Genomic DNA, 23,985 nt, shown 5'->3' with positions numbered 1-23,985 from the left:
CATGACATGTTGTGCCAGCTGCATCTTGAAGTTAGGTGTCAGTGTGGCGATTTCAGTGGGTCAATGCAACTGTGTGAAAAATCAATAATTATGGGCCGCGCATCTCCATCCAGTTATGGCCCTCGACGGAGAGAGGCTGATGCACACCGCAACTTTGCAGGAGTTCATCCACAAAAGCGGGCACCAGCAAGGAAGCCGGACCATAACGTTTTTCATCAAACTGGCTGCCCACTTCGCTCGGCTCCAGATTGAGCTCCACCGTATGGGCACCGTTCAGGCCGGCCTCATGGACGAATCCGGCGGCAGGGTAGACCGCCCCGGAGGTCCCGATGGAGATGAAGAGATCGCACTGGGCCAGGGCCGAGTAGATGCGGTCAAGCCCGAGGGGCATCTCCCCGAACCAGACCACATGGGGGCGCAGCGGGTGGGGAAACTGGCAGCAGGAACACAGCTCTTCCTGATGGAGATCCCCGCGCCACTCGATCACCTGACCCGAGCCCGGGCAGCGGGCCTTGAGCAACTCGCCGTGCATGTGGATGAGGTTCTTGCTGCCGGCACTCTCGTGCAGGTTGTCGATGTTCTGGGTGACCAGGGTGACGCGCCCCGGCAGCAGGCGCTCCAGACGGGCCAATGCATAGTGGGCCGGATTGGGGTGGATCTCGGCGCGCTGCAACTGATGGCGCCGCGCATTGTAGAAACGTTGTACCAGTTCGGGATCCCGCGCATAGCCTTCAGGGGTGGCCACGTCCTCCACCCTGTGCTCTTCCCACAGGCCATCACAGGCCCGGAAGGTCTTGATACCGGATTCGGCCGAGATGCCGGCACCGGTGAGGATCACGATATGTTTGGCTGACTGCACCATGGTTGTTCTCCTCCAACGGGTAACAGGCTGACCTTAGCACAGGAGCAAGAAGCGGCCCATTCGCCCTTGGTCTTAGGCCGATGGGAACACAAAGCTCGCCATGGGCGCGAGATCCAGCCTGGCAAAGACCATCTCCCGTCCTGTCACCAGGGTAAGTGGCAACCCGAGCCCCTTGAGCAGAGCCAGCATGGGGCGATTCTGGCCGAGCACTTCCGCCGTCCACTCCCGGATCCCCTCCCCGTATGCCAGCCGCGCAAGCGCCAGCAGGATGCGACGCCCGGCGCCGCGATGCTGAAAATGATCCGCGACGATGCAGGAGAACTCGGCCCTGTCCGGGTGCAGGCGCCGGCGAACGGACTGGGCCATGGCAAGCGGCGCCCCCTGCTCGTCGGTCAGCAGCAATCCTATCTGGGGTTCTCTGGGGTAGTCGAGAAAGAAGGCGAGCTGCTCGGCCGTCGCAGGCTGCTTGGCCCGCATGAAGCGCAAATAGACGCTCTGCTCGCTCAGGGCGTCATAAGCCGCGCTTATTCGCTTCGGGTCGCTGCCCGCCAGCTCCTGCAAGCGGCAAGTCAACCCCCCCACCACCATCGTCATCGGCAGGGCGGCCCGTGAGGCGGGAGCCGTCCAACCCGACATTCCCTGCCACAAGCGCGGCTCATCGAGCGGCCAGCAAAGATAGCGAGCCATTTACCAGCGCCCTGCCATGCCGCGATCCTGCCACTGGGCGGCATCCTGCAGGTTGAAGGGGTCGTCGAGGTAGAGCGCGATGCCAAGCTCCCGGGAACGCTGGATGAAGCGGGCCAGCAAGGAGTCGGCTGCCATCGCCTCCAGCTCGGGCAGCAGGTGTTGCCCGAGCAGCAGGGATTGCAACGGCAGACGCTCGATGAGATCAAACGGCAGGTGCTGGGCATGATCGAGCAGCAGCGCGAGTCTGGCCCCCGCGAGGCTCGCCTGCAGTACCAGGGCGAAACGGTCCGCCTGGCTCAGCAGGTGATCCCGTCGGTGGATGACCAGGGTCAGCTCGCTTGCTTCTCGTCCATGCTGCTCGAGCCAGAGCTTGAGCGGCTCCCAGTGAGGGGAAAGGCCGCTCAGGCTCAGCCAGATAGGCAGCGTGCAGGAGGCCGCATCTGCCAGCAGCCCAAGCTGTCCTCTCGCCTCTCCCTGCCAGCTACGCACGGTGCGCTTGAGCCCGCCCAGCCTGCGCTGACGCTGGGGGCCAAGATAGAGCATCTTGAGCAGACGCAGCAGATCGTCGCTTTGCAGCGGCTTGGCCAGGGCGGCCAGCACGTTGAAACCCGCATCGTGCAGGAGACGCCGGGCGCCGTCTATCAGGGTCTGATCATGAGCGGAGAGCAGGATGATGGGTAGACCGCTGTGGCGATACTGGGGATGGCTCATCAGCAGGCTGATGGCATCCTGCTCCGCCAGACTGAGATCACAGATAAGCAATCTCACGCCCCCCTCTTCCAGCGCCTTGAGGCACCCTTCGCCATCCTGAACCCAATGGCAGGGCAACCCCAGTCCCTGGATCTCCTGCTGAATACAGGCTCCCTGGAAGGGGTGATCTTCGAGCAGCAGGATCTGGCACTGGGCGAGCCAGGCACGCCACCCCTGCTCCCGTGCCTGCAACCCCTCGAGCCAGGGATCGCTGAGGCGATAGATCCCCGCCCCGGGAGCCAGCAGATGAGGCAGATAGTCGGCCCCCTGATGAGAGGCAGGATCAAACAGGGCGATGGCCCCGGCGGCAAACAGCCCTTCCCATTGCCAGCCGGCATCGGGTCGGGTGCGGTGCAGATTGGCATAGGCCGGCAGGCCCGCCCCCTTGACCGCCTGATGGGAGACGGCGTCCAGGGCATAGACGCTGACCGGGTAAAACGTTGGCTCCTGGCTGTCATCAGACTCCAGCAAGGCCATCAACTCTTCATCTGTGATGATCATGTCATGCTCTCTCGCCCAGTTGTCGGCAGACCTCTTCCACGCACTGCCTCAAGGCGGCTCCAAGGGGATGCCCGGGGGCCTCCTGCCAACGGTCGATCACCTCTACCAGGGGGGTAGCCCCCACCATTTTGGCGGCCCCCTTCATCTTGTGTAAAGCCGTATTGAGGGCCTTCTCGTCCCCTTGTGTGACACACCGCTCAATGTCGGCCAGATCCTGGTGAACCGATGCCAGATAGATGTCAACGAGGGCCGGGCTGAGGGAGACTGGCAGGGAAAGGGCTGCCGTTGGCTGCGGTGCCTTCCCCCCGTCATGGGGGCCAAAGACGGTACGAAGCAGTACGGCCAGATCCCTGAGCAAGACGGGTTTGTCCAGATAGCCCTGACAGCCGCATTCCGCCAGTCGCTGCGCCGCCTGCTCGCTGAGATCCGCGGTGATCACGTAGACGGGTAGATGCTGCCAGCGTTCATCGGCGTGCAATTGCCTGCAGAGCTCGGCGCCGTCCATCACCGGCATCTGCAGGTCCGTCAGCACCAGATCCACCGACTCCGATTGCAGGATGTCCAGTGCCAGACGGCCATTGGCCGCACTCAATACCCGGGCACCCAGCTGCCCCAGCTGCATGCTGATCAGCATTCTGTTCACTTCGTGATCTTCCACCAGCAACACCCGCCTGCCTGCCCCCGGCAGGTCTGTGATCTCCTCGGCGCCACGGACGAGTCTGGGTTGCAGCAGGCTGACCACGGAGCCCGGGATCCAGGGTTCCCCCTGCCAGTACCAGGCGCGCAAGCCCCCATCGTCCTGCATGGCCCCAAGGCAAGGTGCCGCCGGATCCTCGGCCACGCCAAACGCTGCGAGCCAGGCCCGCATATATTCGAGCTCCCCGGGCAACAGTTGCAGGGAGACCGTCTTGACGCGCGGTTGCCAGGGCGTCTTCTCCTGCGCATGTCTGAGGGGCAAGGAACAGAGGAAACGGCTGCCCCCGCGAGCCAGAGGTTCGACCCGGATCTCGCCCCCCATCTGTTCCATCAGCTGGCGACAGATGGCCAGCCCAAGCCCGGTCCCCTGGGCTCTGGGCTGGCCAGGCTCCTCCCCTTGCTCGAAGGGCTGGAACAACCGGGGCAACAGCTCGGCACTGATCCCGGGGCCCTCGTCATCCACCCCGCACAAAATCCACTCCCCTTGCCGCCTGGCCCAGAGTACCACCTCTCCCCGCTCGCTGAACTTGATGGCGTTGGAGAGCAGGTTGTGCAACACCTGTTGCACCCGGTGGGGATCGAGTTCCATCAAGGCGGGCAGCGCCGGGTCGAGCGCCAGGCGCAGTTGCAGATGGCGGGATCGCGCCTTGGACCAGTGCACCGCCGCCACGTGCTCGCACAGCTCCACCAGATCCGTGGGCTGCACGGAGAGGCGCAACTGGCGCGTCTCGTTGCGGCTGAAGTCAAGCACGTCATTGAGCAGTCCGAGCAGTTCATTGCCCGCCTGTCTGACATGGGCCAGAACCGAGGCCTGCTCTGCATTGAGTTCGGTCTGTTCGAGCCACTCCAGCAGGCCGAGCATGGCGTTCATGGGGGTGCGGATCTCGTGGCTCACGGCGGCCAGGAAGCGCCCCTTGGCAAGCACGGCCTGCTGGGCCTGCTCGTGGGAAAGCTGCAGGGAGTGCTCCTGCTCCACCCTGGCCGTCACATCCTGCACCACCCCGTAGATCCGCCACCCCTCCCCCTGACGGCGCCCCCTGCCGGAAAATTGCAGCCAGCGGGTTCCCTTGGCGGGGTGCTGATAGCGCAGCAGATGGGAGAAAGGTCGTCCGGCTTGCAGCATGGCCAGCATGGGGGCTCGCATCTCGCGCCTGTCCTGGTGGGAGATGCGAGTCAGGGTCTCGTTGGGATTGACCCGGATCTGCTGGCTCGCCAGCCCCAGCAGCTCGTGACTGCCCCGGCTCACAAACTCCACCCGGGTGATGGCTCCCCCCAGCAGGGTGAATTGCAACACCACACCGGGCACCGTATTGGTGAGGGCGCGCAGGCGCCGCTCCGCCTGACGCAGCAGGCGGGTACGTTCGCGTAGAGCGCTGATGTCAGAGAGGGCGATAAGATCCCCTGCCGGTGCCTGGGGCCCCAGTCGCAAAGGGATCTGGGCATAGGAGTAGACCTGCTCGTGCAGCGCCAGCTCCCCTTCGGCGCCCTGCAACTGGGGCGCGGGCAGCACCAGATCGGCGGCGTAGCGCGCCTCCATGCGCTTGGCCCGCTTGTTGCGCTTGATCACCTCCCCCTTGTCATTGCGCAAGAACACGGGAACGGGGAGCGCCTGGAAGAGAGACTCCCTGAACTTGCTTTCCAGCGCCAGCGCCTGCTCTACCTTGTGACGCTCGCGGGCCTCCTGGGCCAGTTGCTGGCGGGATCGCCAGACTGACCAGATCACCGCCATGCTGATCAGCAGTGCCAGCAACACGGAGCCAAGCCAGAAACCGTAGCTGACCCCTTCCTGCTGGTTGACCACCAGGCGGCGCCAGCGTTGCACCAGCTCGTCTACCTGCCGATCATTGAGGGTCATCAGGCTCTGATCCAGCACCCCTGCCAGGCTGGTCTGTTCCGGCCGGATGGCAAAACCGAGGCCGAAACGCTCCGGCAATTCGGTGATGGTCAGCTCGCTCAACTGGTTGTTTCGAATGGGATATTGGAGCTGGTACAACTCCGCTAGCATGGCCTGGGCATCCCCATGCCGCACCGCCGCCAATCCCTGCAGCAGGTTGTCGGTCACCTCCCACTCATGCTGGCCGAACCGGGCAAGCAGGCCGGGATCATAGAGCATTCTCGGGACCACCACCTTGCCACTGACGTCCGCGAGGGAGGCAGGCCCCCTCTTGCTGCGACTGACCAGAGCATAGCGGCTGGTCGCCACCATCCGGGTGAAGTCGAACTCCTTGTTCAGGGCGGCGGACTCCATCAGCCCGACCATCATGGCGGCATCGCCACTGCGCAGCAATGCCAACGCCTCCTCCCGGCTGGCGGCGGGCACCAGCTCGAAGCGCAGCCCTGTCTGCCGACTCACTTCCCGCAAGACATCCGCACTCCAGCCAATGAGCTCTCCCTGCTGGTTGACACCGCTGTATGGCATGAAGCCGGGATCCGCCACCATCTTGATGGTGTGGGCCTTGCCGACCAGCCAGGCCTGCTCCTTGTCGGTAAAATGCAGAGGATTCACATCCTGCTCACCCTGAGGCAGATACTTGCCCAGATCCCGGTAGAGACTGCCCGGCGGCAAATAGCGGATGGCCGTATCCACCAGCTCCAGCAACTCGGGCTGGTTGCGCATCATCAGCCGGTAACTGATGACCAGATCATCGCTGCGAAGACGGCGAAGGCGCAGCCCTTCATCCGGGAATTCCCGCATCAGGTAGCGCAGTTGCAGATAATCGCCGAGATAGGCGCTGCCCTTGCCGGCCACCAGGGCACCATACCAGTTCTCGGCATCGGTCAGCAGTTGCTGGGATGAACCAGGATAGAGACGCTTCAGGGTCTCCTGGGCCTGCCAGATGGGTGACACCAGAAACTGCGCCTGATCGAGCTCACCCCGATAGAGGATGGCGGACTCCGCTTCCATCATGGCCCGGCTCAAGACGGTATCGCTCGAGTTCGACCGGGCAGGCCCGACGTGAGGAATGAGATCGCAGCGCCCGTTCAGCAGATCCTGCGTCATGGCTGCCCAGCTCGGCCGCTTCTCGACATGTACCGGTACCGGCAACAGCTCTGCCAACCGCGTCATGCGATCGATGAGCAAGCCCCCCTCCGCCTCCAGATAGGGAGGACGTTGCAGGGCCGGGTAACAGAAGGTCAGTCCGGTGAGCGAATCGGCATAAGCCTGGGCATCCGGTGACAGCGGGAGTATGGCGGCACGCAGTGGCAAGGTCAGCAGCGCGCCGGACAGCAGAAGGATTTTTATCATCGGAATGGAAAAGCCAGGCGATTGCCTGGCTTTTTGTCACTCGTTGGGTTCAACATTTTCTACCCTGGCCTTGAGCTTCTGGCCGGGCCGGAAGGTCACCACGCGACGGGCACTGATGGGAATATCCTCCCCCGTCTTGGGGTTGCGTCCGGGACGCTGGTTCTTCTCGCGAAGATCGAAGTTACCGAAGCCGGAAATCTTGACCTGTTCGCCACGCTCGAGCGCCTGTCTGATCTCCTCAAAGAAGGCTTCCACCATATCTTTGGCTTCACGCTTGCTCATCCCAAGCTGGGTGAACAGGTGCTCTGCAATGTCGGCTTTGGTAAGCGCCATAGATCAATCCCTCAAGGATGCATTCAACTCTTCACCGAGGGCCCGCACGACATTGTCCACGGTCTCGGCGATCTCTTTCTCCTCCAGGGTGCGCTGGGTGTCTTGCAACACCAGGCTGATGGCCAGGCTCTTCTTGTCCTCTGCCATACCAGCGCCCTGGTATACGTCGAACAAGTTTATTCCAACTAACTGATTTCCGCCAACTTTTTTAATTACTGCCAGAACGTCGCCTGCCAGGATCTGTCTGTCAACCACCACGGCGATATCGCGACGGTTGGCCGGGAACTTGGATACTTCGGCAGCAACCGGCACCTTGGCCGGCGTCAGTTTGTCCAGCTCCAGCTCGAACATGACAGCGCGGCTCTTGAGCCCCAGCTTCTTCTCGAGGCTCGGGTGGATCACGCCGATGTGGCCGATCACGACGCCATTGCGCAGAATGGCTGCGCTCTGGCCCGGATGCAGGGCACTGTGCTCGGTGCGCTCGAAGGTGAAGGTAGCCCCTTCTGCAGTCAGATCCAGTACCGCTTCCAGGTCACCCTTCAGATCGAAGAAGTCGACGGGACGGGCCTTGACATCCCAGTGCTCGTCCCCCTGGTTGCCGGTGATGATGCCGGCCAGCATGGGCTCCTGACGGATGCCGTTCTCGGCATTCTCGTCCTTGATGAAACGCAGGCCCTGCTCGAACAGGCGCACGCGCGGCTGCTGACGGTTCTGGTTGTAGACCACCGCCTGCACCAGACCCGGGAACAGAGAGACGCGCATGGCGGACATCTCGACCGAGATCGGGTTCGGCAACACGATGGCATCGCTCTGCGGGAACAGGGTCTGCTGGGTCTTGGGATCCACGAAGCTGTAGGTGATCGCTTCCTGGAAACCGCGGTCAACCAGCAGGTCGCGCACCCGCTTCAGGGTCACCTGCCCTTCAGCCTGCTCCACCATCGCGAGGGATGCGGCGGGTTTGAGATTCGGTATGTTGTTGTAGCCGTAGATGCGGGCCACTTCCTCGATGAGGTCTTCCTCGATGGCAATGTCGAAACGCCAGGAGGGAGCCAGCGCGGTCCAGCCGTCAGTATCCACGGTTACCTGCATGCCCAGACGAGTCAGAATTTCGACCACCTGCGCATCCGCCACGCTGATGCCGATCACCTTGTCGAGCTTGGTGCGGCGCAGCTTGATGGGGGCAGCCTTGGGCAGATGGGCATCGGATTTGACTTCGATGACCGGACCCGCTTCACCGCCGCAGATGTCCAGCAGCAGACGGGTGGCACGATCCATCACCTTGGCCTGCAGCTCGGGATCCACCCCGCGCTCGAAGCGGTGGGAAGAATCGGTATGCAGACCGTAGGCACGGGCACGGCCGGTGATGGAGAGCGGCGCGAAGAAGGCGCACTCCAGCAGGATGTCGGTGGTGGTCTCGGAGACACCGGTGCGATCGCCGCCGAAGATGCCGGCCATGCAGGCAGGGCCTTTGGCATCGGCAATCACCAGAGTAGTATCTTTGAGCTTCACCTCGTTGCCATCAAGCAGGGTCATGGGCTCGTCGGCCTTGGCGCGGCGCACCACCAGTTCCCCTTCAAGCGTCGCCAGATCGAAGGCGTGCATCGGCTGACCGTATTCCAGCAGCAGGTAGTTGGTGATGTCAACGATGGCGTCGATGGAACGAATACCGCCACGGCGCAGCTTCTCCTGCATCCAGAGCGGGCTCTGGGCGTGCAGGTTCAGCCCCTTGATGACACGGCCCAGATAACGGGGGCAATCTGCCGGCGCTTCAACCCGGATCGGGAAGGTAGCATCGATAGTGGCAACAGCCGGCGCCCAGGTCGGCTCGACCACGTCCACGCTGTTGAGCACGCCGATTTCACGGGCCAGACCCGCGATGCCTAGGCAGTCGGCACGGTTTGGGGTCAGATCCACATCGATGCTGACGTCGTTAAGCGCGAGGTATTCACGGATATCGGTCCCGATGGGGGCATCCAGCGGCAGCTCGATGATGCCATCAGCCTCGACGTCGATGCCCAGCTCGCTGAAGGAGCAGAGCATGCCGTGGGACGGCTGGCCGCGCAGCTTGGCTTTCTTGATGGTGAAATCACCCGGCAGGGTCGCCCCGACCTTGGCCACGCACACTTTGAGGCCGGCGCGGCAGTTCGGCGCACCGCAGACGATGTCCAGCAGCTCGGCCTCGCCCACATTGACCTTGGTCACCCGCAGCTTGTCGGCGTCCGGGTGCTGGGCGCACTCGACCACTTCACCCACCACCACATTGTTGAACTGGCCGGCCACCGCTTCCACGGCGTCCACTTCCAGACCGGCCATGGTGATCTGCTCGGCCAGTACATTGTCACTCAACTCGGTGCGGACCCACTCCATCACCCAGGATTTACTGAATTTCATGTTCTCTCGCCCTTACTTGAACTGCTTGAGGAAGCGCAGGTCGTTTTCGAAGAAGGCACGCAGGTCATTGACCCCGTAACGCAGCATGGTCAGGCGCTCAACGCCCATGCCGAAGGCAAAGCCGGAGTATTTTTCCGGATCGATGCCGACCGAACGCAGCACGTTCGGGTGCACCATGCCGCAGCCCAGCACTTCCAGCCACTTGCCGTTCTTGCCCATCACGTCCACTTCGGCGCTCGGCTCGGTGAACGGGAAATAGGAAGGACGGAAGCGAATCGTCAAGTCTTCCTCGAAGTAGTTGCGCAGGAAGTCGTGCAGGATGCCTTTCAGCTCGGTAAAGCTGGCATGCTCGTCAACCAGCAGGCCTTCGACCTGGTGGAACATCGGGGTGTGGGTCATGTCGTAGTCGTTACGATAGACGCGGCCCGGCGCGATGATGCGGATCGGCGGCTGCTGATGTTCCATGGTGCGGATCTGCACACCGGAGGTATGAGTACGCAGCATCAGATCAGGATTGAAGTAGAAGGTGTCGTGATCGGTACGCGCCGGGTGGTGAGCCGGGATATTCAGGGCATCGAAGTTGTGGAAGCCATCTTCAATCTCGGGACCACGGGCAACCTTGAAGCCCATCTCGCCAAACAGGCGCTCGATGCGCTCGATGGTACGGGTCACCGGGTGCAGACCGCCATTCTCGATGCGGCGGCCCGGCAGGCTGACGTCGATGGTCTCGGCGGCCAGCTTCTGGTTCAGCACGGCGACCTCGAGGGCTTCACGACGCGCGTTCAGGGCATCCTGAACCTGCTGTTTGGCCTGGTTGATCACGGCGCCCGCGGCGGGACGCTCTTCAGCGGACAGGGCGCCCAGGCCCTTCATCTGCTCGGTAAAAAAGCCCTTTTTACCCAGATATTTGACCCGGATTTCGTCAAGGGCGGCGATGTCGCTTACGCCCTCAATTTCGGCCTTGGCCTGGCCGACTACTTCTTCAAGCTGTTGCATGTCTTCCTCGTCACCACTCCCGGAACAGGAGCCTTTAGGCTAAATAAGGTCAAGAGGGGAATAATACAAAAAAAGCCCCTTGGCTGACCATAGTTATGACGGGCTTTTCTCCCTGCAAATCATTTTGTTATATGGATAAAGCCACAAGCCAGATGCAACAGGATTGAGACAAGCGTTGTTTGTTCTAGTTTGTTGGCATATGGAAGGATAAAGCATTTATGACCGCGGCATGCTGCCTGCCCACGCTCAAAAATGAGCAACAAAAAAGGAGGCCTGAGCCTCCTTTATTTTTATAACAGAGCTGGATTAGACCAGAGCTGCTTTAGCTTTTTCAACCAGGGCGGTGAAAGCCAGCTTGTCGTGAACGGCGATATCGGACAGGATCTTGCGATCGATCTCGATGGAAGCCTTCTTCAGACCGTCGATCAGACGGCTGTAGGACAGGCCGTTCTGACGGGCTGCAGCGTTGATACGCGCAATCCACAGTTGACGGAACTGACGCTTCTTCTGGCGACGGTCACGGTAGGCATACTGACCAGCTTTGGTTACCGCTTGTACCGCTACGCGGTAGACACGGGAACGGGCGCCGTAGTAACCCTTGGCGGCTTTCATTACTTTCTTGTGACGAGCGCGAGCAGTCACACCACGTTTAACTCTTGGCATTTTTCACATCCCCCCTTATGCGTACGGCAGACAAGCGACAACACGTTTGTGGTCGGCAGCGGAAACAAAGAACTTCGGTCCCAGCTGACGCTTACGCTTGCTGCTCTTCTTGGTCAGGATGTGACGCAGGTGGTTGTGCTTGCACTTGAAGCGACCTGAGCCAGTCTTCTTGAAGCGCTTTGCGGCGCCCCGGTTGGTTTTCATCTTCGGCATTTCATACTCCGCATTGTGAGTGACAACAAAATCGCAAGGCGAACCGACTCATGGGGCCAGCCCCATGAGTCAATTTCTTGTGGGCCTTAAGATTTCTTCTTGGGTGCGAGGACCATCACAGCTTGACGGCCTTCGACTTTCGGGAACGATTCGACTACGGCCAGCTCTTCCAGATCGTTCTTGACGCGCTCGAGAACCTTGATACCAAGATCCTGGTGGGCCATTTCACGACCACGGAAGCGCAGAGTGACCTTTGCCTTGTCCCCGTCTTCCAGAAAGCGAACCAGGTTGCGTAGTTTTACCTGATAGTCGCCTTCGTCTGTGCCAGGACGGAATTTGATTTCCTTGACCTGGACGACTTTCTGCTTTTTCTTCTGTTCTTTGGTGGTCTTGCTCTTTTCGTAGAGGAATTTGCCGTAATCCATGATCCGGCAAACGGGCGGCTCAGCGTTCGGACTGATCTCGACCAGATCCACTCCTGCCTCAAGGGCCAAGTTCAGCGCATCCTGAATGGAGGTGATGCCAATGGCTTCACCATCCAGACCAGTCAGACGAACTTCTTTCAGACGGATCTCTTCATTGATCCGGTGAGCGCGGGCTTGCGGTTGCTTGCCCAGTTTTTTTCCGCCTTTTATAGCTTATTCCTCCACTTTCTTTTGTCCGCGGGTCTGAACTTCCTGGGTCAACAGAGCAATCAGCTCTTCAACAGGATAAGAGCCCAGGTCAGCCCCTTTACGAGTACGCACTGCAATCTTGCCGGCTTCTACTTCTTTGTCGCCGCAGACCAGCATGAAGGGTACTCGCTTCAAAGTATGCTCGCGGATTTTAAAGCCAATCTTCTCATTTCTCAAGTCCGCTTTTGCGCGAAGGCCCGCATCATTCAATGCCTTGGCAACTTTCACAGCATAATCGGCCTGGTTATCCGTGATATTCATGACCACGGCCTGGGTCGGAGCCAGCCAGGTCGGGAACAGACCGGCGTACTCTTCCGTCAGGATCCCGATGAAGCGCTCCAGCGAGCCCAGAATGGCGCGGTGGATCATCACGGGGATGTGGCGCTCGTTGTCTTCGCCCACATAGGTGGCGCCAAGACGGCCCGGCAGGGCAAAGTCGAGCTGCACGGTACCACACTGCCAGGCACGATCAAGGCAATCGTGCAGGGTGAACTCGATCTTGGGACCGTAGAAAGCCCCCTCGCCCGGTTGCAGGTCGTACTTCAGGCCGTTGAGTTCCAACGCCTCGGCCAGCGCGGCCTCGGCACGATCCCAGGCTTCATCAGAGCCGATACGCTGCTCCGGACGGGTCGAGAGCTTGACCACGATGTTTTCGAAACCGAAGGTGCCGTAGACGTCATAGACCATGCGGATGCACGCAGACACCTCTTCCATGATCTGCTCTTCGGTACAGAAGATGTGGGCGTCATCCTGGGTGAAACCCCGTACCCGCATCAGGCCGTGCAGGGAGCCTGACGGCTCGTTGCGGTGGCAGGAGCCGAACTCGGCCATGCGCAACGGCAGATCGCGGTAGGATTTCAGACCCTGGTTGAAAATCTGCACGTGACCCGGGCAGTTCATCGGCTTGATGGCGTACTCGCGGTTTTCGGACTGGGTGGTGAACATGGCCTGGGCGTATTTCTCCCAGTGACCTGAACGCTCCCACAGCACGCGATCCATCATGAAGGGGCCTTTCACTTCCTGATAGTCGTACTCTTTGAGCTTGCCACGGATGAAGGTTTCCAACTCGCGGAAAATGGTCCAACCATCGTTGTGCCAGAACACCATGCCCGGAGCTTCTTCCTGCATGTGGTACAGGTCGAGCTGCTTGCCTATCTTGCGGTGGTCGCGCTTGGCGGCCTCTTCCAGACGCTGCAAATAGGCCTTGAGCTGCTTCTTGTCGGCCCAGGCGGTGCCGTAGATGCGCTGCAGCATCTTGTTGTTGGAGTCGCCGCGCCAGTAGGCGCCGGACATCTTCTGCAACTTGAAGTGGTGGCAATGACGCATGTTGGGCACGTGCGGGCCGCGACACATGTCGATGTACTCTTCGTGATGATACAGACCGGGCTGGTCATCACGGGCAATGTTCTGATCCAGGATCTCGACCTTGTAGGTCTCGCCACGGGCTTCGAACACGTCGCGCGCTTCCTGCCAGGAGACCTTCTTCTTGATGACGTCGTAATCCTTGGCGGCCAGCGCCAGCATGCGCTCTTCCAGGGCAGCCAGATCTTCGTCGGTCAGGGTGCGGTCGAGATCGATGTCATAGTAGAAACCGTTGTCGATGACGGGACCGATGGCCATCTTGGTCTGGGGCCAGAGTTGCTTGATGGCATGACCCAGCAGGTGAGCACAGGAGTGGCGCAGAATGTCCAGACCTTCTTCGTCTTTGGCGGTGATAATGGCCAGGGAGGAATCGGCTTCGATCAGCTCGCAGGCATCCACCAGTTCACCGTTTACCCGACCGGCAATGCACGCCTTGGCGAGACCGGGACCGATGTCCGCGGCCACATCCATGACGGAAACGGCGTGGGCAAATTGACGTTGGCTGCCGTCAGGCAGAGTAATGATTGGCATTAGGTGTTTCCTTATACAGTGGTGACCCCTACCAAAGGCCACATGCAGGTTGGAGAAACCCTTTCATGTCCAGCTGTTCACTCCCGAGTTTCACCGTTCACAATACGGTTGGTACACGGCAGTGGCACACCATATGGCGTGTGCAAGGCCATCCATTGAGAGGTACAGCGGGGGATTGTATCAGACGCGACAACCCAGACAAGCTGTCTTGGCGATTTTGCATACCGCCTAAGCGCGGGTGTCAACCTGTCCTACTTGCGAGGGCGCCCTTCTGCTGCCATACCCTGTACCAGATTGAGGCGTCAGCCAAAGCAAGGAGAGCATGATGTACACCTACGACATTTCATTTCCGGAGCATGCAGAAAAGCTGGTTCATCCGGATCACCTTCTCACGACTCACTGTCCCGTCCATATCGGTGAGCTGGTGATCCTGGGCGATGGCTGCAAGCGGGAGGTATGCAGCATCGTCCACAGTGCCGAGCGCAGTACCCTCTATGTCACCGACGTGACGCCCGGCAAAGCCACCGCCAGCCGTTGATCCCTAACCGGCGTTCAGAAAAGAGTGGCCATTGAAATCGAAGGCGCTGCGTCCCTCCTCGGCCAGCGCCATCTCCTGCAACACCTGGAGTGCCATCTTGTTGCCCTTTTGCGAGGCCTGATAGAGCCACTGCTTCGCCTCGGCCAGTTCAACCCGCCCGTTGACCCCCATCAGGTGCAGGATGCCCACCTTCAGCATGGCGGGCACATCACCGTTTCTGGCTGCCAGCTGCATCCAGCGAAACGCCTCGTGCAGATCCCGCTTCACCCCGGCCCCGCGCAGATAGACCTCTCCCAGCCGATACTGGCCGACAGCGTCCCCCGCCTGCGCAGCCTGACGATAGAGTCGGATGGCGCGATCCATATCCTGCTCGCTCCCCTGCCCCACTTCATGGCTCCAACCCATCAGCGCCTGTGCCCGTGGCTGGCCCTGCTCCGCCAGGGGCGACCAGATCCGGGTCGCCTCATCAAAGTGCCCTGTCCGCCAGGCGCGGTTGGCCGCCGCCAGCTCCTGCTCGGTGGAGAGCGGGATCAGACGCCAGATGACCAGCGCAATGAGGGCGATGAAGAGCCAGCGGGCGATAGTAGGTTGCATGACATTTTCCGTGATCTGGTTCGCATTTCGTCTATGTAAACGAAATGTAGCAACAGATCAAGCAGGAGATCACCCGGGTTCACCCTCTTTCATGGGGTCGCTCTTTGCGAACTTGCAGTTTGACGGGCTACACAGCAAAATAACTGTATATATAAACAGTGCATTGGTGATGTGATGGCAGGACGAGGCGCGAACCACAATGTCGAGCACCGCTTCAGCGGCCCGCAAATCGAACCAGTTGACGACGGCTGGAGTCAGAGCGACTGGGACGCGGCATTTGCCGCCAGCGCTCCCCGCACCGAGGTGACGGAGATCAGCGCCCGCAGCATCATCAGCTACAACGATTCGCCGGATCTTCCCTTCGGTCGCTCCATCAATCCCTATCAGGGGTGCGAGCATGGCTGCATCTACTGCTATGCCAGACCCAGCCACGCCTACCTTGAGCTCTCCCCCGGGCTGGATTTCGAGAGCAAGCTGTTTGCCAAAATCAATGCTGCCGAGCTGCTGCGACGGGAGTTTGCCAAGCCAGCCTATCAGCCACAAACCATCGTGCTGGGGGCCAATACCGATCCCTATCAACCCATCGAGCACCACTATCGCCTGACTCGCGAACTCCTGACGGTGATGCTGGCTCATCGCCATCCGGTAGGGCTCATCACCAAGAGCGCCATGATCCTGCGCGACCTCGATCTGCTGACCGAGCTGGCCCGGGAAGGGTTATGCCAGGTGATGGTGTCGGTCACCACCCTCAATGAGACGCTGAGGCGACAGCTGGAGCCCAGGGCCAGCACGGGGGTTGGGCGGATCAAGGTGATCGAACGACTGGCCAAGGCCGGTGTGCCGGTCGGCGTGCTCGCCGCCCCCATGATCCCCAGGCTCAACGAGCCGGAACTGGAACAGATCATCAAGGCCGCCGTCGACGCCGGGGCGGGCTGTGCGGATTACATCTTGCTGCGATTGCCCCACGAGCTCACCACCCTCTTTTGCGACTGGCTCGATACGCACTATCCCGGCCAGAAAGAGGCGATCCTCAACCAGCTGCGGGCAAGCCGGGGTGGCGCACTCAACAGCGCCACCTTTGGTAGCCGCATGCGAGGTGAAGGACAGTTTGCCGACCTGCTCGCCCAGCGCTTTCGCCTGATCAGCAGGCGGCTGCAACTGGGCAAGCGCCATATAGCACTCAATACAGCCGCCTTCATCCGCCCGGGCGAGCAGTTGCGTCTGTTCTAAGCACCATCAGCCCCGTGGTCTCGGCGGGCAGCTCCCCGCTGGGTGGCGCTGTGCAATCAGCTCCGCAGGCAGGCGTGATGGCTCGTGCGCCACCTCCTCCTCATCCACCCTAAGGCGCGCCTTCTCCTGCCCTCCCCACATCCGGCTCCACCAGATCTCCCACATTACCCAGCTCGTCATAACAGTGCTCCTGGCAAGCGATGCCTGCCTCTGTGGTGGCCTCATTCAACGCAGGCAGCATGGCTGGCCGTCATGACAGGGCCATGACAGCCGAGTGAAGGAATCGTGTTGATGCGATGAGGCCAGCCCTGCATATCAGGAAGATGACGCCGTGGCAGGCAGGGCTGCATGCACGGCAGACGGAGCCTGGCAGCAGAGAAGAGAGCTGCTGGGCAAGCACAAGGACGGGGAGAGCCTGCGGTGAGGCGGACAAAAAAAGAGCGACCATCAAGGTCGCTCTTTTGCACCGGACAAAGGGGGACGATTACTCGTCGCCCGCCTCCCCGGTATCGACGGCGCCAGCGTCCGCTGCGGTGTCGGTGCCTTCAGACACCTCCCCTTCAACAGCCAGGGCCTCGGTTTCCTCTTCGTCGCTCTCGGCAACGCGCTGCAGGCCGACCACGGTCTCGTCTTCACCGGTACGGATCAGACGCACACCGCCGGTGTTGCGGCCGATGACGCTCACCTCGGACACCCGGGTACGTACCAGGGTACCGCCGTTGGTGATCAGCATGATCTGGTCGGTATCTTCGACCTGGATTGCATCGATCACCTTGCCGTTGCGCTCATCCACCTTGATGGAGATGACGCCCTGGGTACCACGGCTCTTGGTCGGGTACTCGTCCAGCGCGGTGCGCTTGCCGTAGCCGTTCTCGGTGGCGGTGAGGATGGCACCATCACCACGGGGCACGATGAGGGAGACCACCTTGTCACCGGCGCCCAGCTTGATGCCGCGCACACCGGCAGCGGTACGACCCATGGGACGTACGCCCTTGAAGGTGCCCTTGCTTTCGGTGCCTTCGCCGTTGTCACTGCCATCATCATCGTTGCCGGCGTCGTCGTCGGTGTCGACCTCGTCAGTGGCATCGGCATCGGCGCGACCGCTGCCTTCCGCGAAGCGAACCACCTTGCCCGCATCGGAGAAGAGCATGATCTCGTTGCTGCCATCGGTGATGTCCACCCCGATCAGCTCATCACCCTCTTTGAGGTTGATGGCACGGATACCGGAGGAGAGCGGGCGGCTGAAGTCAGACAGGCTGGTCTTCTTCACGGTGCCGTTGGCGGTGGCGAAGAAGACATACTTGTCGGCGTCATATTCTTTCACCGGCAGGATGGCGGTGATGCGCTCACCCTCATCCAGCGGCAGCAGGTTGATGATCGGACGACCGCGGGCGCCACGGGACGCTTCCGGCAGCTGATACACCTTGAGCCAGTAGACCTTGCCACGGGTGGAGAAGCACAGAATGGTGTCGTGGGTGTTGGCCACCAGCAGACGCTCCACAAAGTCCTCTTCCTTGATCCGGGTGGCCGACTTGCCACGACCACCGCGGCGTTGGGCCTCGTAGTCGGAGAGCGGCTGATACTTCACATAGCCCTGGTGAGACAAGGTAACAACCACGTCTTCCGGGGTGATCAGATCTTCGATGTTGATCTCGGCACTGGACATGCTGATCTCGGTGCGACGCTCGTCGCCGTACTGCTCGCGCACGGCAAGCAGCTCGTCACGGATCACTTCCATCAGGCGTTCCGGGCTTGCCAGGATGTGCAGCAGCTCGGCGATGAGATCCAGCAGAGATTGGTACTCTTCCAGGATCTTCTCGTGCTCGAGGCCGGTCAGCTTGTGCAGACGCAGGTCAAGGATGGCCTGGGCCTGGATCTCGGTCAGGAAGTACTGCCCTTCACGGATGCCGAACTCCGGCTCCAGCCACTCGGGGCGAGCCGCGTCGTCGCCCGCTTTTTCCAGCATGGCGGCCACGTTGCCGAGCTCCCAGCCCTTGGCTACCAGGGCGGCTTTCGCATCCGCCGGGGTCGCACTGTGGCGAATGAGCTCGATGATGGGGTCGATGTTGGCCAATGCCACCGCCAACCCTTCCAGGATGTGCGCCCGATCCCGCGCCTTGCGCAGCTCGAACACGGTCCGGCGGGTCACCACTTCACGGCGGTGCAGCAGGAAGGCATCCAGGATCTCTTTGAGGTTCATCACCTTGGGCTGGTTGTTGTCCAGCGCCACCATGTTGATGCCGAACGTGGTCTGCATCTGGGTGTGCTTGTAGAGATTGTTCAGCACAATCTCGCCGGACTCGCCGCGCTTGATCTCGATGACGATGCGCATGCCGTCCTTGTCGGACTCATCGCGCAGGGCGCTGATGCCCTCGATTTTCTTCTCTTTGACCAGCTCGGCGATCTTCTCGATCAGGCGAGCCTTGTTCACCTGATAGGGGATCTCGTGGACGATGATGGTCTCGCGACTGGTCTTCTCGTCCACCTCCACTTCAGCCTTGGCCCGCACATAGACGGAGCCGCGACCGGTACGGTACGCCTGCACGATGCCGGAACGGCCGTTGATGATGCCGCCGGTGGGGAAATCCGGGCCGGTGACATGGGTCATCAGCTCGTCAATGGTGAGGTCGCCGTTTTCGATCAGCGCCAGGCAACCGTTGACAATCTCGGTGAGGTTGTGAGGCGGGATGTTGGTCGCCATGCCCACCGCGATACCGGAGGAGCCGTTGACCAGCAAGGTGGGGACCTTGGTGGGCATGACAGCCGGGATCATCTCGGTGCCGTCGTAGTTCGGCACCCAGTCCACGGTCTCTTTGTCCAGATCGGCCAGCAGCTCGTGGGAGATGCGCGCCATCCGCACTTCGGTGTAACGCATGGCCGCGGCGTTGTCGCCGTCCACCGAACCGAAGTTGCCCTGACCGTCGACCAGCATGTAGCGCATGGAGAAATCCTGCGCCATCCGGACGATGGTGTCATACACGGCGATGTCGCCATGCGGGTGATATTTACCGATTACGTCACCGACCACACGGGCCGATTTTTTATAGGGCTTGTTCCAGTCGTTCCCCAGCTCGTTCATTGCATACAGAACGCGGCGGTGAACCGGTTTCAAGCCATCACGCACATCCGGCAGAGCTCGTCCTACGATCACGCTCATGGCGTAATCCAGATAGGAACTCTTGAGCTCTTCTTCGATGTTGACCGGCGTGATCTCTCTGGCCAGATCGCTCATAGAAAGCCTTAATCCCTAATTAGTTGTTCTTTGGCTTAAACAGCGCGACATGGTAACACACTGAGCCAAATACATTAAGCCACAAATCCGATGAGCACATCGGGCTGGTGCGACGAGGTCGGTCCGTTATAATGCGCGCCAGGACAATAGATTGCGCGCGCCCAGCCCGCTGCGCGCCTTGCCACAGGATCATCAAAACATGAATAGTGATGCCAATGTCGATCTGACAGAAATCGCCAAATTTGAAGCCATCGCCTCCCGCTGGTGGGACATGGAGGGCGAATTCAAGCCGCTGCATCAAATCAACCCGGTGCGCCTTGACTGGATCACCGACAAGAGCGGCGGCCTGTTTGGCAAGCGCGTGCTCGACATCGGCTGCGGTGGCGGCATCCTCTCCGAGAGCATGGCCCGCCGGGGGGCCCGGGTCACCGGCATCGACATGGGCAAGGAGCCCCTCGGCGTCGCCCGCCTCCACGCGCTGGAACAAGGTGTGGAGCTCGAGTACCGCCAGATCACCGCCGAAGCCCACGCCGATGAAGTGCCGGGCCAGTATGACGTGGTCACCTGCATGGAGATGCTGGAGCACGTGCCGGACCCGGCCTCGGTGCTGCGCGCCATCGCCACCCTGGTACGGCCGGGGGGCAAGGTGTTCGTCTCCACCATCAACCGCAACCCCAAAGCCTATCTGATGATGATCCTCGGGGCCGAGTACCTGTTGAAGATGGTCCCCAAGGGCACTCACGATCACAAGAAGTTCATCACCCCCGCCGAACTCTGTCGCATGGGGGAAGCGGCGGGCCTCCTGGTGCGGGACATGAGCGGCGTTCACTACGCCCCGCTCTCCAACAGCTTCAAGCTCGGCAAGAATGTCGACGTCAACTACATGGTGGCGTTCGAGCGCCCGGAGCAAGGCTGATGAGCACACCTCACCCGATGCCCCTTGGCTGCGTGCTGTTTGATCTGGACGGCACCCTGCTCGACACCGCGCCAGACCTTGGCGCCGCCGTCAATCACGTGCTGATAAGCGAAGGCTTTGCCCCGCTCTCTGACGACATCATCCGTCAGACCACCTCCCACGGGGCCCTCGGGCTGCTCAGGGCCGGTCTTGGTGACGAGCTGCTCGAGGAGCTGGGGGCCACCCGCCTTCGCACCGCCCTGCTCGACTACTACGCCGCCAACCTCTGCGTCGGCACCCGCCCCTATGAAGGCATGGTGGATCTCATCGAGTGGCTCGACGAGAAAAAGCTGCCCTGGGGCATTGTCACCAACAAGCCGGGTTTTCTCACCGAACCGCTCCTGGCAGCCCTGCCTGAACTCGCCAGTTGCGGCGTGACGGTGAGCGCCGACACCCTGCCGGTGCGCAAGCCCGACCCAGCCCCCATGTTCTTTGCCTGCGAGCGCCTCGGCATCGCGGCGAGCCAGTGTCTCTATGTGGGGGATCACGTGCGCGACATCGAGGCTGGCCGCAATGCCGGCATGCGTACCGCGGTGGCTGGCTGGGGTTATCTCAATGATGACGAGGATCCCGCCCTCTGGGGCGCCGATCTTCACTTTGATACCGTGCAGGCCCTTCACCACTGGCTGCGTTACGAGCTGAGCTGACACGTTCATTGCCCATGAGCGACAAGGCATCCGGATAGAGGTGGATCTGCGGGGCAACTTTGATGATGTTCCGATGGCAGTGCGGGCATCGGCCCCGACGCGCAGATCCCCCGCAGCGCACCAGAGGGATCCCGGACGATCCCTCTTTTTACGGGCTTGGCAACCCCCCGAACGGCGTAACAGGACACCTTTTGACCCTGACTGCACAAGGGATGAGCAGGCCGGATTTGCTAGTAAAAACACCCTGCTTTCGCAAGCAAAAAAAGTTATTTTAATTTTCCATCTTCGATCGCCGGACTTGCATTTGACGGATCGGACGGATGAAAACCCGTTCGCTGTGAGCGTCCACTAACTCCCGTCCTGACACCCACAATTTATCCACAGCTAATGCGTTATCCACAGATTGCATTACCGCATCGACCTCACTATCTTGTAGTTCGCATTAAAAATAACACTACATCTTGTGATTCATCGCACAATCCCTGCCCAGTTTCCCTCGACAGACGGAGCCGGGTTGCGCCATTGTGCGATGGCTTTTCGGGAATCAACCGATACCGGCAGGTATCAATGAAAGGGGTCATCAGCCAATGAACTTGTTTGTGACGAAGCGTAACGGACACAAAGAACCCATCGATCTGGATAAAATTCACCGTGTGCTCGACTGGGCTGCCGAGAAGCTCGACAACGTGTCGGTCTCCCAGGTAGAGCTCAAGTCCCACATCCAGTTCTATGACGGTATCCGTACCGCCGACATCCACGAGACCATCATCAAGGCTGCTGCTGACCTCATCTCCGAGCAAAGCCCGGACTACCAGTACATGGCTGCCCGTCTGGCCATCTTCCACCTGCGCAAGAAGGCCTACGGCCAGTTCGAGCCGCCCCACCTGTATCAGCACGTCGCCAGACTGGTGGACATGGGCAAGTACGACAAGCACCTGCTGGAAGACTACACCCAGGCGGAATTTGAGGAGCTGAACGGCTACCTCGATCACTGGCGCGACATGGACTTCTCCTACGCGGCGGTCAAGCAACTCGAAGGCAAGTACCTGGTACAGAACCGCGTCACCGGCGAGATCTACGAGAGCCCGCAGTTCCTCTACATCCTGGTAGCGGCCTGCCTCTTCTCCAAGTATCCGAAAGATACCCGTCTGGACTACATCAAGCGCTTCTATGATGCGGTCTCGACCTTCAAGATCTCCCTGCCGACCCCGATCATGAGCGGCGTGCGCACCCCGACCCGCCAGTTCAGCTCCTGCGTGCTGATCGAGTGTGACGACAGCCTGGATTCCATCAATGCCACCGCCAGCGCCATCGTGCGCTACGTGTCCCAGCGCGCCGGCATCGGCATCAACGCCGGTCGCATCCGTGGTCTGGGCAGCCCCATCCGTGGCGGCGAAGCCTTCCACACCGGCTGCATCCCCTTCTACAAATACTTCCAGACGGCGGTGAAATGCTGCTCCCAGGGCGGCGTGCGCGGCGGTGCGGCCACCCTGTTCTACCCGCTGTGGCACACCGAGGTGGAGAGCCTGCTGGTACTGAAAAACAACCGCGGCGTGGAAGAAAACCGGGTCCGTCACATGGACTACGGCGTGCAGATCAACAAGCTGATGTACCAGCGCCTCATCAAGGGCGGCGACATCACTCTGTTCTCCCCGTCCGATGCACCGGGCCTATACGATGCCTTCTTCGCGGACCAGGACAAGTTCGAAGCGCTCTACGTCAAGTACGAGCAGGATCCGGCCATTCGCAAGAAGACCCTGAAGGCAGTGGATCTCTTCTCCCTGATGATGCAGGAGCGCGCCGGTACCGGTCGCATCTACATCCAGAACGTGGATCACTGCAACACCCACAGCCCGTTCGACCCGAGCGTGGCACCGGTGCGCCAGTCCAACCTCTGCCTCGAGATTGCGCTGCCCACCAAGCCGCTCAACAACGTGGATGACGAGGACGGCGAGATTGCCCTGTGCACTCTCTCCGCCTTCAACCTGGGCGCCATCGAGAAGCTGGAAGATCTGGAAGAGATGGCCGAGCTGGCCGTGCGCGCTCTGGACGCCCTCCTCGACTATCAGGACTACCCGCTCAAGGCCGCCAAGAAGGGCAGCATGAACCGCCGCACCCTGGGGATCGGCGTCATCAACTACGCCTACTACCTGGCGAAAAACGGTGCCCGCTACTCCGATGGTTCCGGTCTGGCCCTGACCCACCGCACCTTCGAGGCGATCCAGTACTACCTGCTGAAAGCCTCCGTGCAACTGGCCCGCGAGTTCGGCCCCTGCCCGGCCTTTGGCGAGACCACCTATGCCCAGGGTATCCTGCCCATCGATACCTATAAAAAGGATCTGGACACCCTGTGCAACGAGCCGCTGCACCTGGACTGGGAAACCTTGCGCGAAGAGATCAAGACCGTGGGTCTGCGCAACTCCACCCTGACCGCCCTGATGCCGAGCGAGACCTCCAGCCAGATCTCCAACGCCACCAACGGCATCGAGCCGCCCCGCGGCCTGGTGTCGGTGAAAGCCTCCAAGGATGGCATCCTCAAGCAGGTGGTGCCGGAGTATCATCGCCTCAAGGATCAGTACGAGCTGCTCTGGAAACAGCCGAGCGTCGACGGTTACCTGCAGCTGGTCGGCATCATGCAGAAGTTCGTGGATCAGGCGATCTCCGCCAACACCAACTACGACCCGGCCCGCTTCGAAGGCAACAAGGTGCCGATGAAGCAGTTGCTCAAAGACTTGCTGACCGCCTACAAATACGGTCTCAAGACCCTCTACTATCACAACACCCGTGATGGTGCCGACGACACCCAGACCGATCTGCAAGATGACGGCTGCGCTGGCGGGGCTTGCAAGATCTAACCGCGAAACGCACTGATAAACCGGGCGG

19 protein-coding genes are annotated in these 23,985 nt (G+C 60.8%); 5 read left to right on the top strand and 14 right to left on the bottom strand.

Annotation, left to right across the window (positions count from 1 at the left end):
* Positions 1–88: 88 nt before the first annotated feature.
* The 11 genes from cobB to thrS all read right to left on the bottom strand — a co-directional run bounded on the left by cobB (position 89) and on the right by thrS (position 13,906).
* Positions 89–862 carry a Sir2 family NAD+-dependent deacetylase gene (cobB, locus tag AB5Y59_RS14145; protein WP_010674794.1) on the bottom strand — a complete coding sequence of 258 codons (774 nt, stop codon included), beginning with the start codon at positions 860–862 and terminating at the stop codon, positions 89–91.
* Between the two features lie 72 nt (positions 863–934).
* A complete protein-coding gene (locus AB5Y59_RS14140) occupies positions 935–1,549 on the bottom strand; it encodes a GNAT family N-acetyltransferase (RefSeq protein ID WP_045524895.1) in 615 nt (204 codons plus the stop codon).
* Positions 1,550–2,800 carry a response regulator gene (locus AB5Y59_RS14135; protein WP_045524896.1) on the bottom strand — a complete coding sequence of 417 codons (1,251 nt, stop codon included), beginning with the start codon at positions 2,798–2,800 and terminating at the stop codon, positions 1,550–1,552.
* A 1-nt stretch (position 2,801) separates the two neighbouring features.
* A complete protein-coding gene (locus tag AB5Y59_RS14130) occupies positions 2,802–6,725 on the bottom strand; it encodes a transporter substrate-binding domain-containing protein (RefSeq protein ID WP_368212221.1) in 3,924 nt (1,307 codons plus the stop codon).
* Positions 6,726–6,779: 54 nt separating this feature from the next.
* A complete protein-coding gene (gene ihfA / locus AB5Y59_RS14125; RefSeq protein ID WP_005300715.1) occupies positions 6,780–7,076 on the bottom strand; it encodes an integration host factor subunit alpha in 297 nt (98 codons plus the stop codon).
* 3 nt (positions 7,077–7,079) lie between these two features.
* Positions 7,080–9,467, bottom strand: a complete 2,388-nt coding sequence (gene pheT / locus AB5Y59_RS14120; RefSeq protein ID WP_368212192.1) for a phenylalanine--tRNA ligase subunit beta — start codon at positions 9,465–9,467, stop codon at positions 7,080–7,082.
* 12 nt (positions 9,468–9,479) lie between these two features.
* Positions 9,480–10,463, bottom strand: a complete 984-nt coding sequence (gene pheS, locus AB5Y59_RS14115) for a phenylalanine--tRNA ligase subunit alpha (RefSeq protein WP_041215128.1) — start codon at positions 10,461–10,463, stop codon at positions 9,480–9,482.
* A gap of 306 nt (positions 10,464–10,769) precedes the next feature.
* A complete protein-coding gene (gene rplT / locus AB5Y59_RS14110) occupies positions 10,770–11,126 on the bottom strand; it encodes a 50S ribosomal protein L20 (protein ID WP_010674800.1) in 357 nt (118 codons plus the stop codon).
* A gap of 15 nt (positions 11,127–11,141) precedes the next feature.
* Positions 11,142–11,339, bottom strand: a complete 198-nt coding sequence (rpmI, locus tag AB5Y59_RS14105) for a 50S ribosomal protein L35 (protein WP_005300673.1) — start codon at positions 11,337–11,339, stop codon at positions 11,142–11,144.
* Between the two features lie 86 nt (positions 11,340–11,425).
* On the bottom strand, positions 11,426–11,956 hold the full coding sequence (infC, locus tag AB5Y59_RS14100) for a translation initiation factor IF-3 (protein ID WP_185219337.1): 531 nt from the start codon (positions 11,954–11,956) through the stop codon (positions 11,426–11,428).
* A gap of 21 nt (positions 11,957–11,977) precedes the next feature.
* Positions 11,978–13,906 carry a threonine--tRNA ligase gene (gene thrS / locus AB5Y59_RS14095; RefSeq protein ID WP_151027421.1) on the bottom strand — a complete coding sequence of 643 codons (1,929 nt, stop codon included), beginning with the start codon at positions 13,904–13,906 and terminating at the stop codon, positions 11,978–11,980.
* Between the two features lie 325 nt (positions 13,907–14,231).
* Between thrS and AB5Y59_RS14090 the strand changes: the two genes are divergently transcribed.
* Positions 14,232–14,444, top strand: coding sequence for a hypothetical protein (locus AB5Y59_RS14090; RefSeq protein WP_368212190.1), 213 nt, complete (start codon positions 14,232–14,234; stop codon positions 14,442–14,444).
* 3 nt (positions 14,445–14,447) lie between these two features.
* On the opposite strand, the gene AB5Y59_RS14085 is transcribed toward AB5Y59_RS14090, so the two are convergent.
* Positions 14,448–15,038, bottom strand: a complete 591-nt coding sequence (locus tag AB5Y59_RS14085; RefSeq protein ID WP_368212189.1) for a tetratricopeptide repeat protein — start codon at positions 15,036–15,038, stop codon at positions 14,448–14,450.
* A gap of 174 nt (positions 15,039–15,212) precedes the next feature.
* On the opposite strand from AB5Y59_RS14085, the gene AB5Y59_RS14080 reads away from it, so the two are divergent.
* The gene (locus tag AB5Y59_RS14080) at positions 15,213–16,268 is read left to right on the top strand and encodes a PA0069 family radical SAM protein (RefSeq protein WP_139737381.1); all 1,056 of its coding nucleotides are present in this window, start codon (positions 15,213–15,215) and stop codon (positions 16,266–16,268) included.
* A gap of 6 nt (positions 16,269–16,274) precedes the next feature.
* Here the strand turns inward: AB5Y59_RS14080 and AB5Y59_RS14075 are convergent, their stop codons facing one another.
* Positions 16,275–16,448 carry a hypothetical protein gene (locus tag AB5Y59_RS14075; protein ID WP_164882096.1) on the bottom strand — a complete coding sequence of 58 codons (174 nt, stop codon included), beginning with the start codon at positions 16,446–16,448 and terminating at the stop codon, positions 16,275–16,277.
* 304 nt (positions 16,449–16,752) lie between these two features.
* Complete coding sequence (gene gyrA / locus AB5Y59_RS14070; protein ID WP_041211452.1) at positions 16,753–19,500, bottom strand: DNA topoisomerase (ATP-hydrolyzing) subunit A; 2,748 nt, start codon at positions 19,498–19,500, stop codon at positions 16,753–16,755.
* Between the two features lie 199 nt (positions 19,501–19,699).
* On the opposite strand from gyrA, the gene ubiG reads away from it, so the two are divergent.
* The 3 genes from ubiG (at position 19,700) to nrdA (ending at position 23,957) form a co-directional block, all read left to right on the top strand.
* On the top strand, positions 19,700–20,416 hold the full coding sequence (ubiG, locus tag AB5Y59_RS14065; RefSeq protein WP_042017105.1) for a bifunctional 2-polyprenyl-6-hydroxyphenol methylase/3-demethylubiquinol 3-O-methyltransferase UbiG: 717 nt from the start codon (positions 19,700–19,702) through the stop codon (positions 20,414–20,416).
* Positions 20,416–21,102, top strand: coding sequence for an HAD family hydrolase (locus tag AB5Y59_RS14060; RefSeq protein WP_029314563.1), 687 nt, complete (start codon positions 20,416–20,418; stop codon positions 21,100–21,102). Before ubiG ends, AB5Y59_RS14060 begins: the two co-directional genes overlap by 1 nt.
* Before the next feature lie 587 nt (positions 21,103–21,689).
* Positions 21,690–23,957, top strand: a complete 2,268-nt coding sequence (gene nrdA, locus AB5Y59_RS14055) for a class 1a ribonucleoside-diphosphate reductase subunit alpha (RefSeq protein ID WP_182975747.1) — start codon at positions 21,690–21,692, stop codon at positions 23,955–23,957.
* Positions 23,958–23,985: the final 28 nt, after the last annotated feature.

It is taken from the genome of Aeromonas sp. s10 (assembly GCF_040907975.1).
Lineage (GTDB): Bacteria > Pseudomonadota > Gammaproteobacteria > Enterobacterales > Aeromonadaceae > Aeromonas > Aeromonas caviae.
The sequence above is the reverse complement of the archived record's forward strand: the minus strand, read 5'-3'. Positions and strand labels throughout refer to the sequence as shown.

Bases quoted from the DNA above. Each gene is read 5' to 3' on its own strand.
- rplT (WP_010674800.1), bottom strand. From the start codon at position 11,126: ATGCCAAGAGTTAAACGTGGTGTGACTGCTCGCGCTCGTCACAAGAAA.
- rpmI (WP_005300673.1), bottom strand. From the start codon at position 11,339: ATGCCGAAGATGAAAACCAACCGGGGCGCCGCAAAGCGCTTCAAGAAG.
- thrS (WP_151027421.1), bottom strand. From the start codon at position 13,906: ATGCCAATCATTACTCTGCCTGACGGCAGCCAACGTCAATTTGCCCAC.
- cobB (WP_010674794.1), bottom strand. From the start codon at position 862: ATGGTGCAGTCAGCCAAACATATCGTGATCCTCACCGGTGCCGGCATC.
- pheS (WP_041215128.1), bottom strand. From the start codon at position 10,463: ATGCAACAGCTTGAAGAAGTAGTCGGCCAGGCCAAGGCCGAAATTGAG.
- AB5Y59_RS14060 (WP_029314563.1), top strand. From the start codon at position 20,416: ATGAGCACACCTCACCCGATGCCCCTTGGCTGCGTGCTGTTTGATCTG.
- gyrA (WP_041211452.1), bottom strand. From the start codon at position 19,500: ATGAGCGATCTGGCCAGAGAGATCACGCCGGTCAACATCGAAGAAGAG.
- AB5Y59_RS14135 (WP_045524896.1), bottom strand. From the start codon at position 2,800: ATGATCATCACAGATGAAGAGTTGATGGCCTTGCTGGAGTCTGATGAC.
- AB5Y59_RS14075 (WP_164882096.1), bottom strand. From the start codon at position 16,448: ATGACGAGCTGGGTAATGTGGGAGATCTGGTGGAGCCGGATGTGGGGA.
- AB5Y59_RS14080 (WP_139737381.1), top strand. From the start codon at position 15,213: ATGGCAGGACGAGGCGCGAACCACAATGTCGAGCACCGCTTCAGCGGC.
- AB5Y59_RS14140 (WP_045524895.1), bottom strand. From the start codon at position 1,549: ATGGCTCGCTATCTTTGCTGGCCGCTCGATGAGCCGCGCTTGTGGCAG.
- pheT (WP_368212192.1), bottom strand. From the start codon at position 9,467: ATGAAATTCAGTAAATCCTGGGTGATGGAGTGGGTCCGCACCGAGTTG.
- ubiG (WP_042017105.1), top strand. From the start codon at position 19,700: ATGAATAGTGATGCCAATGTCGATCTGACAGAAATCGCCAAATTTGAA.
- AB5Y59_RS14085 (WP_368212189.1), bottom strand. From the start codon at position 15,038: ATGCAACCTACTATCGCCCGCTGGCTCTTCATCGCCCTCATTGCGCTG.
- nrdA (WP_182975747.1), top strand. From the start codon at position 21,690: ATGAACTTGTTTGTGACGAAGCGTAACGGACACAAAGAACCCATCGAT.
- ihfA (WP_005300715.1), bottom strand. From the start codon at position 7,076: ATGGCGCTTACCAAAGCCGACATTGCAGAGCACCTGTTCACCCAGCTT.
- AB5Y59_RS14090 (WP_368212190.1), top strand. From the start codon at position 14,232: ATGTACACCTACGACATTTCATTTCCGGAGCATGCAGAAAAGCTGGTT.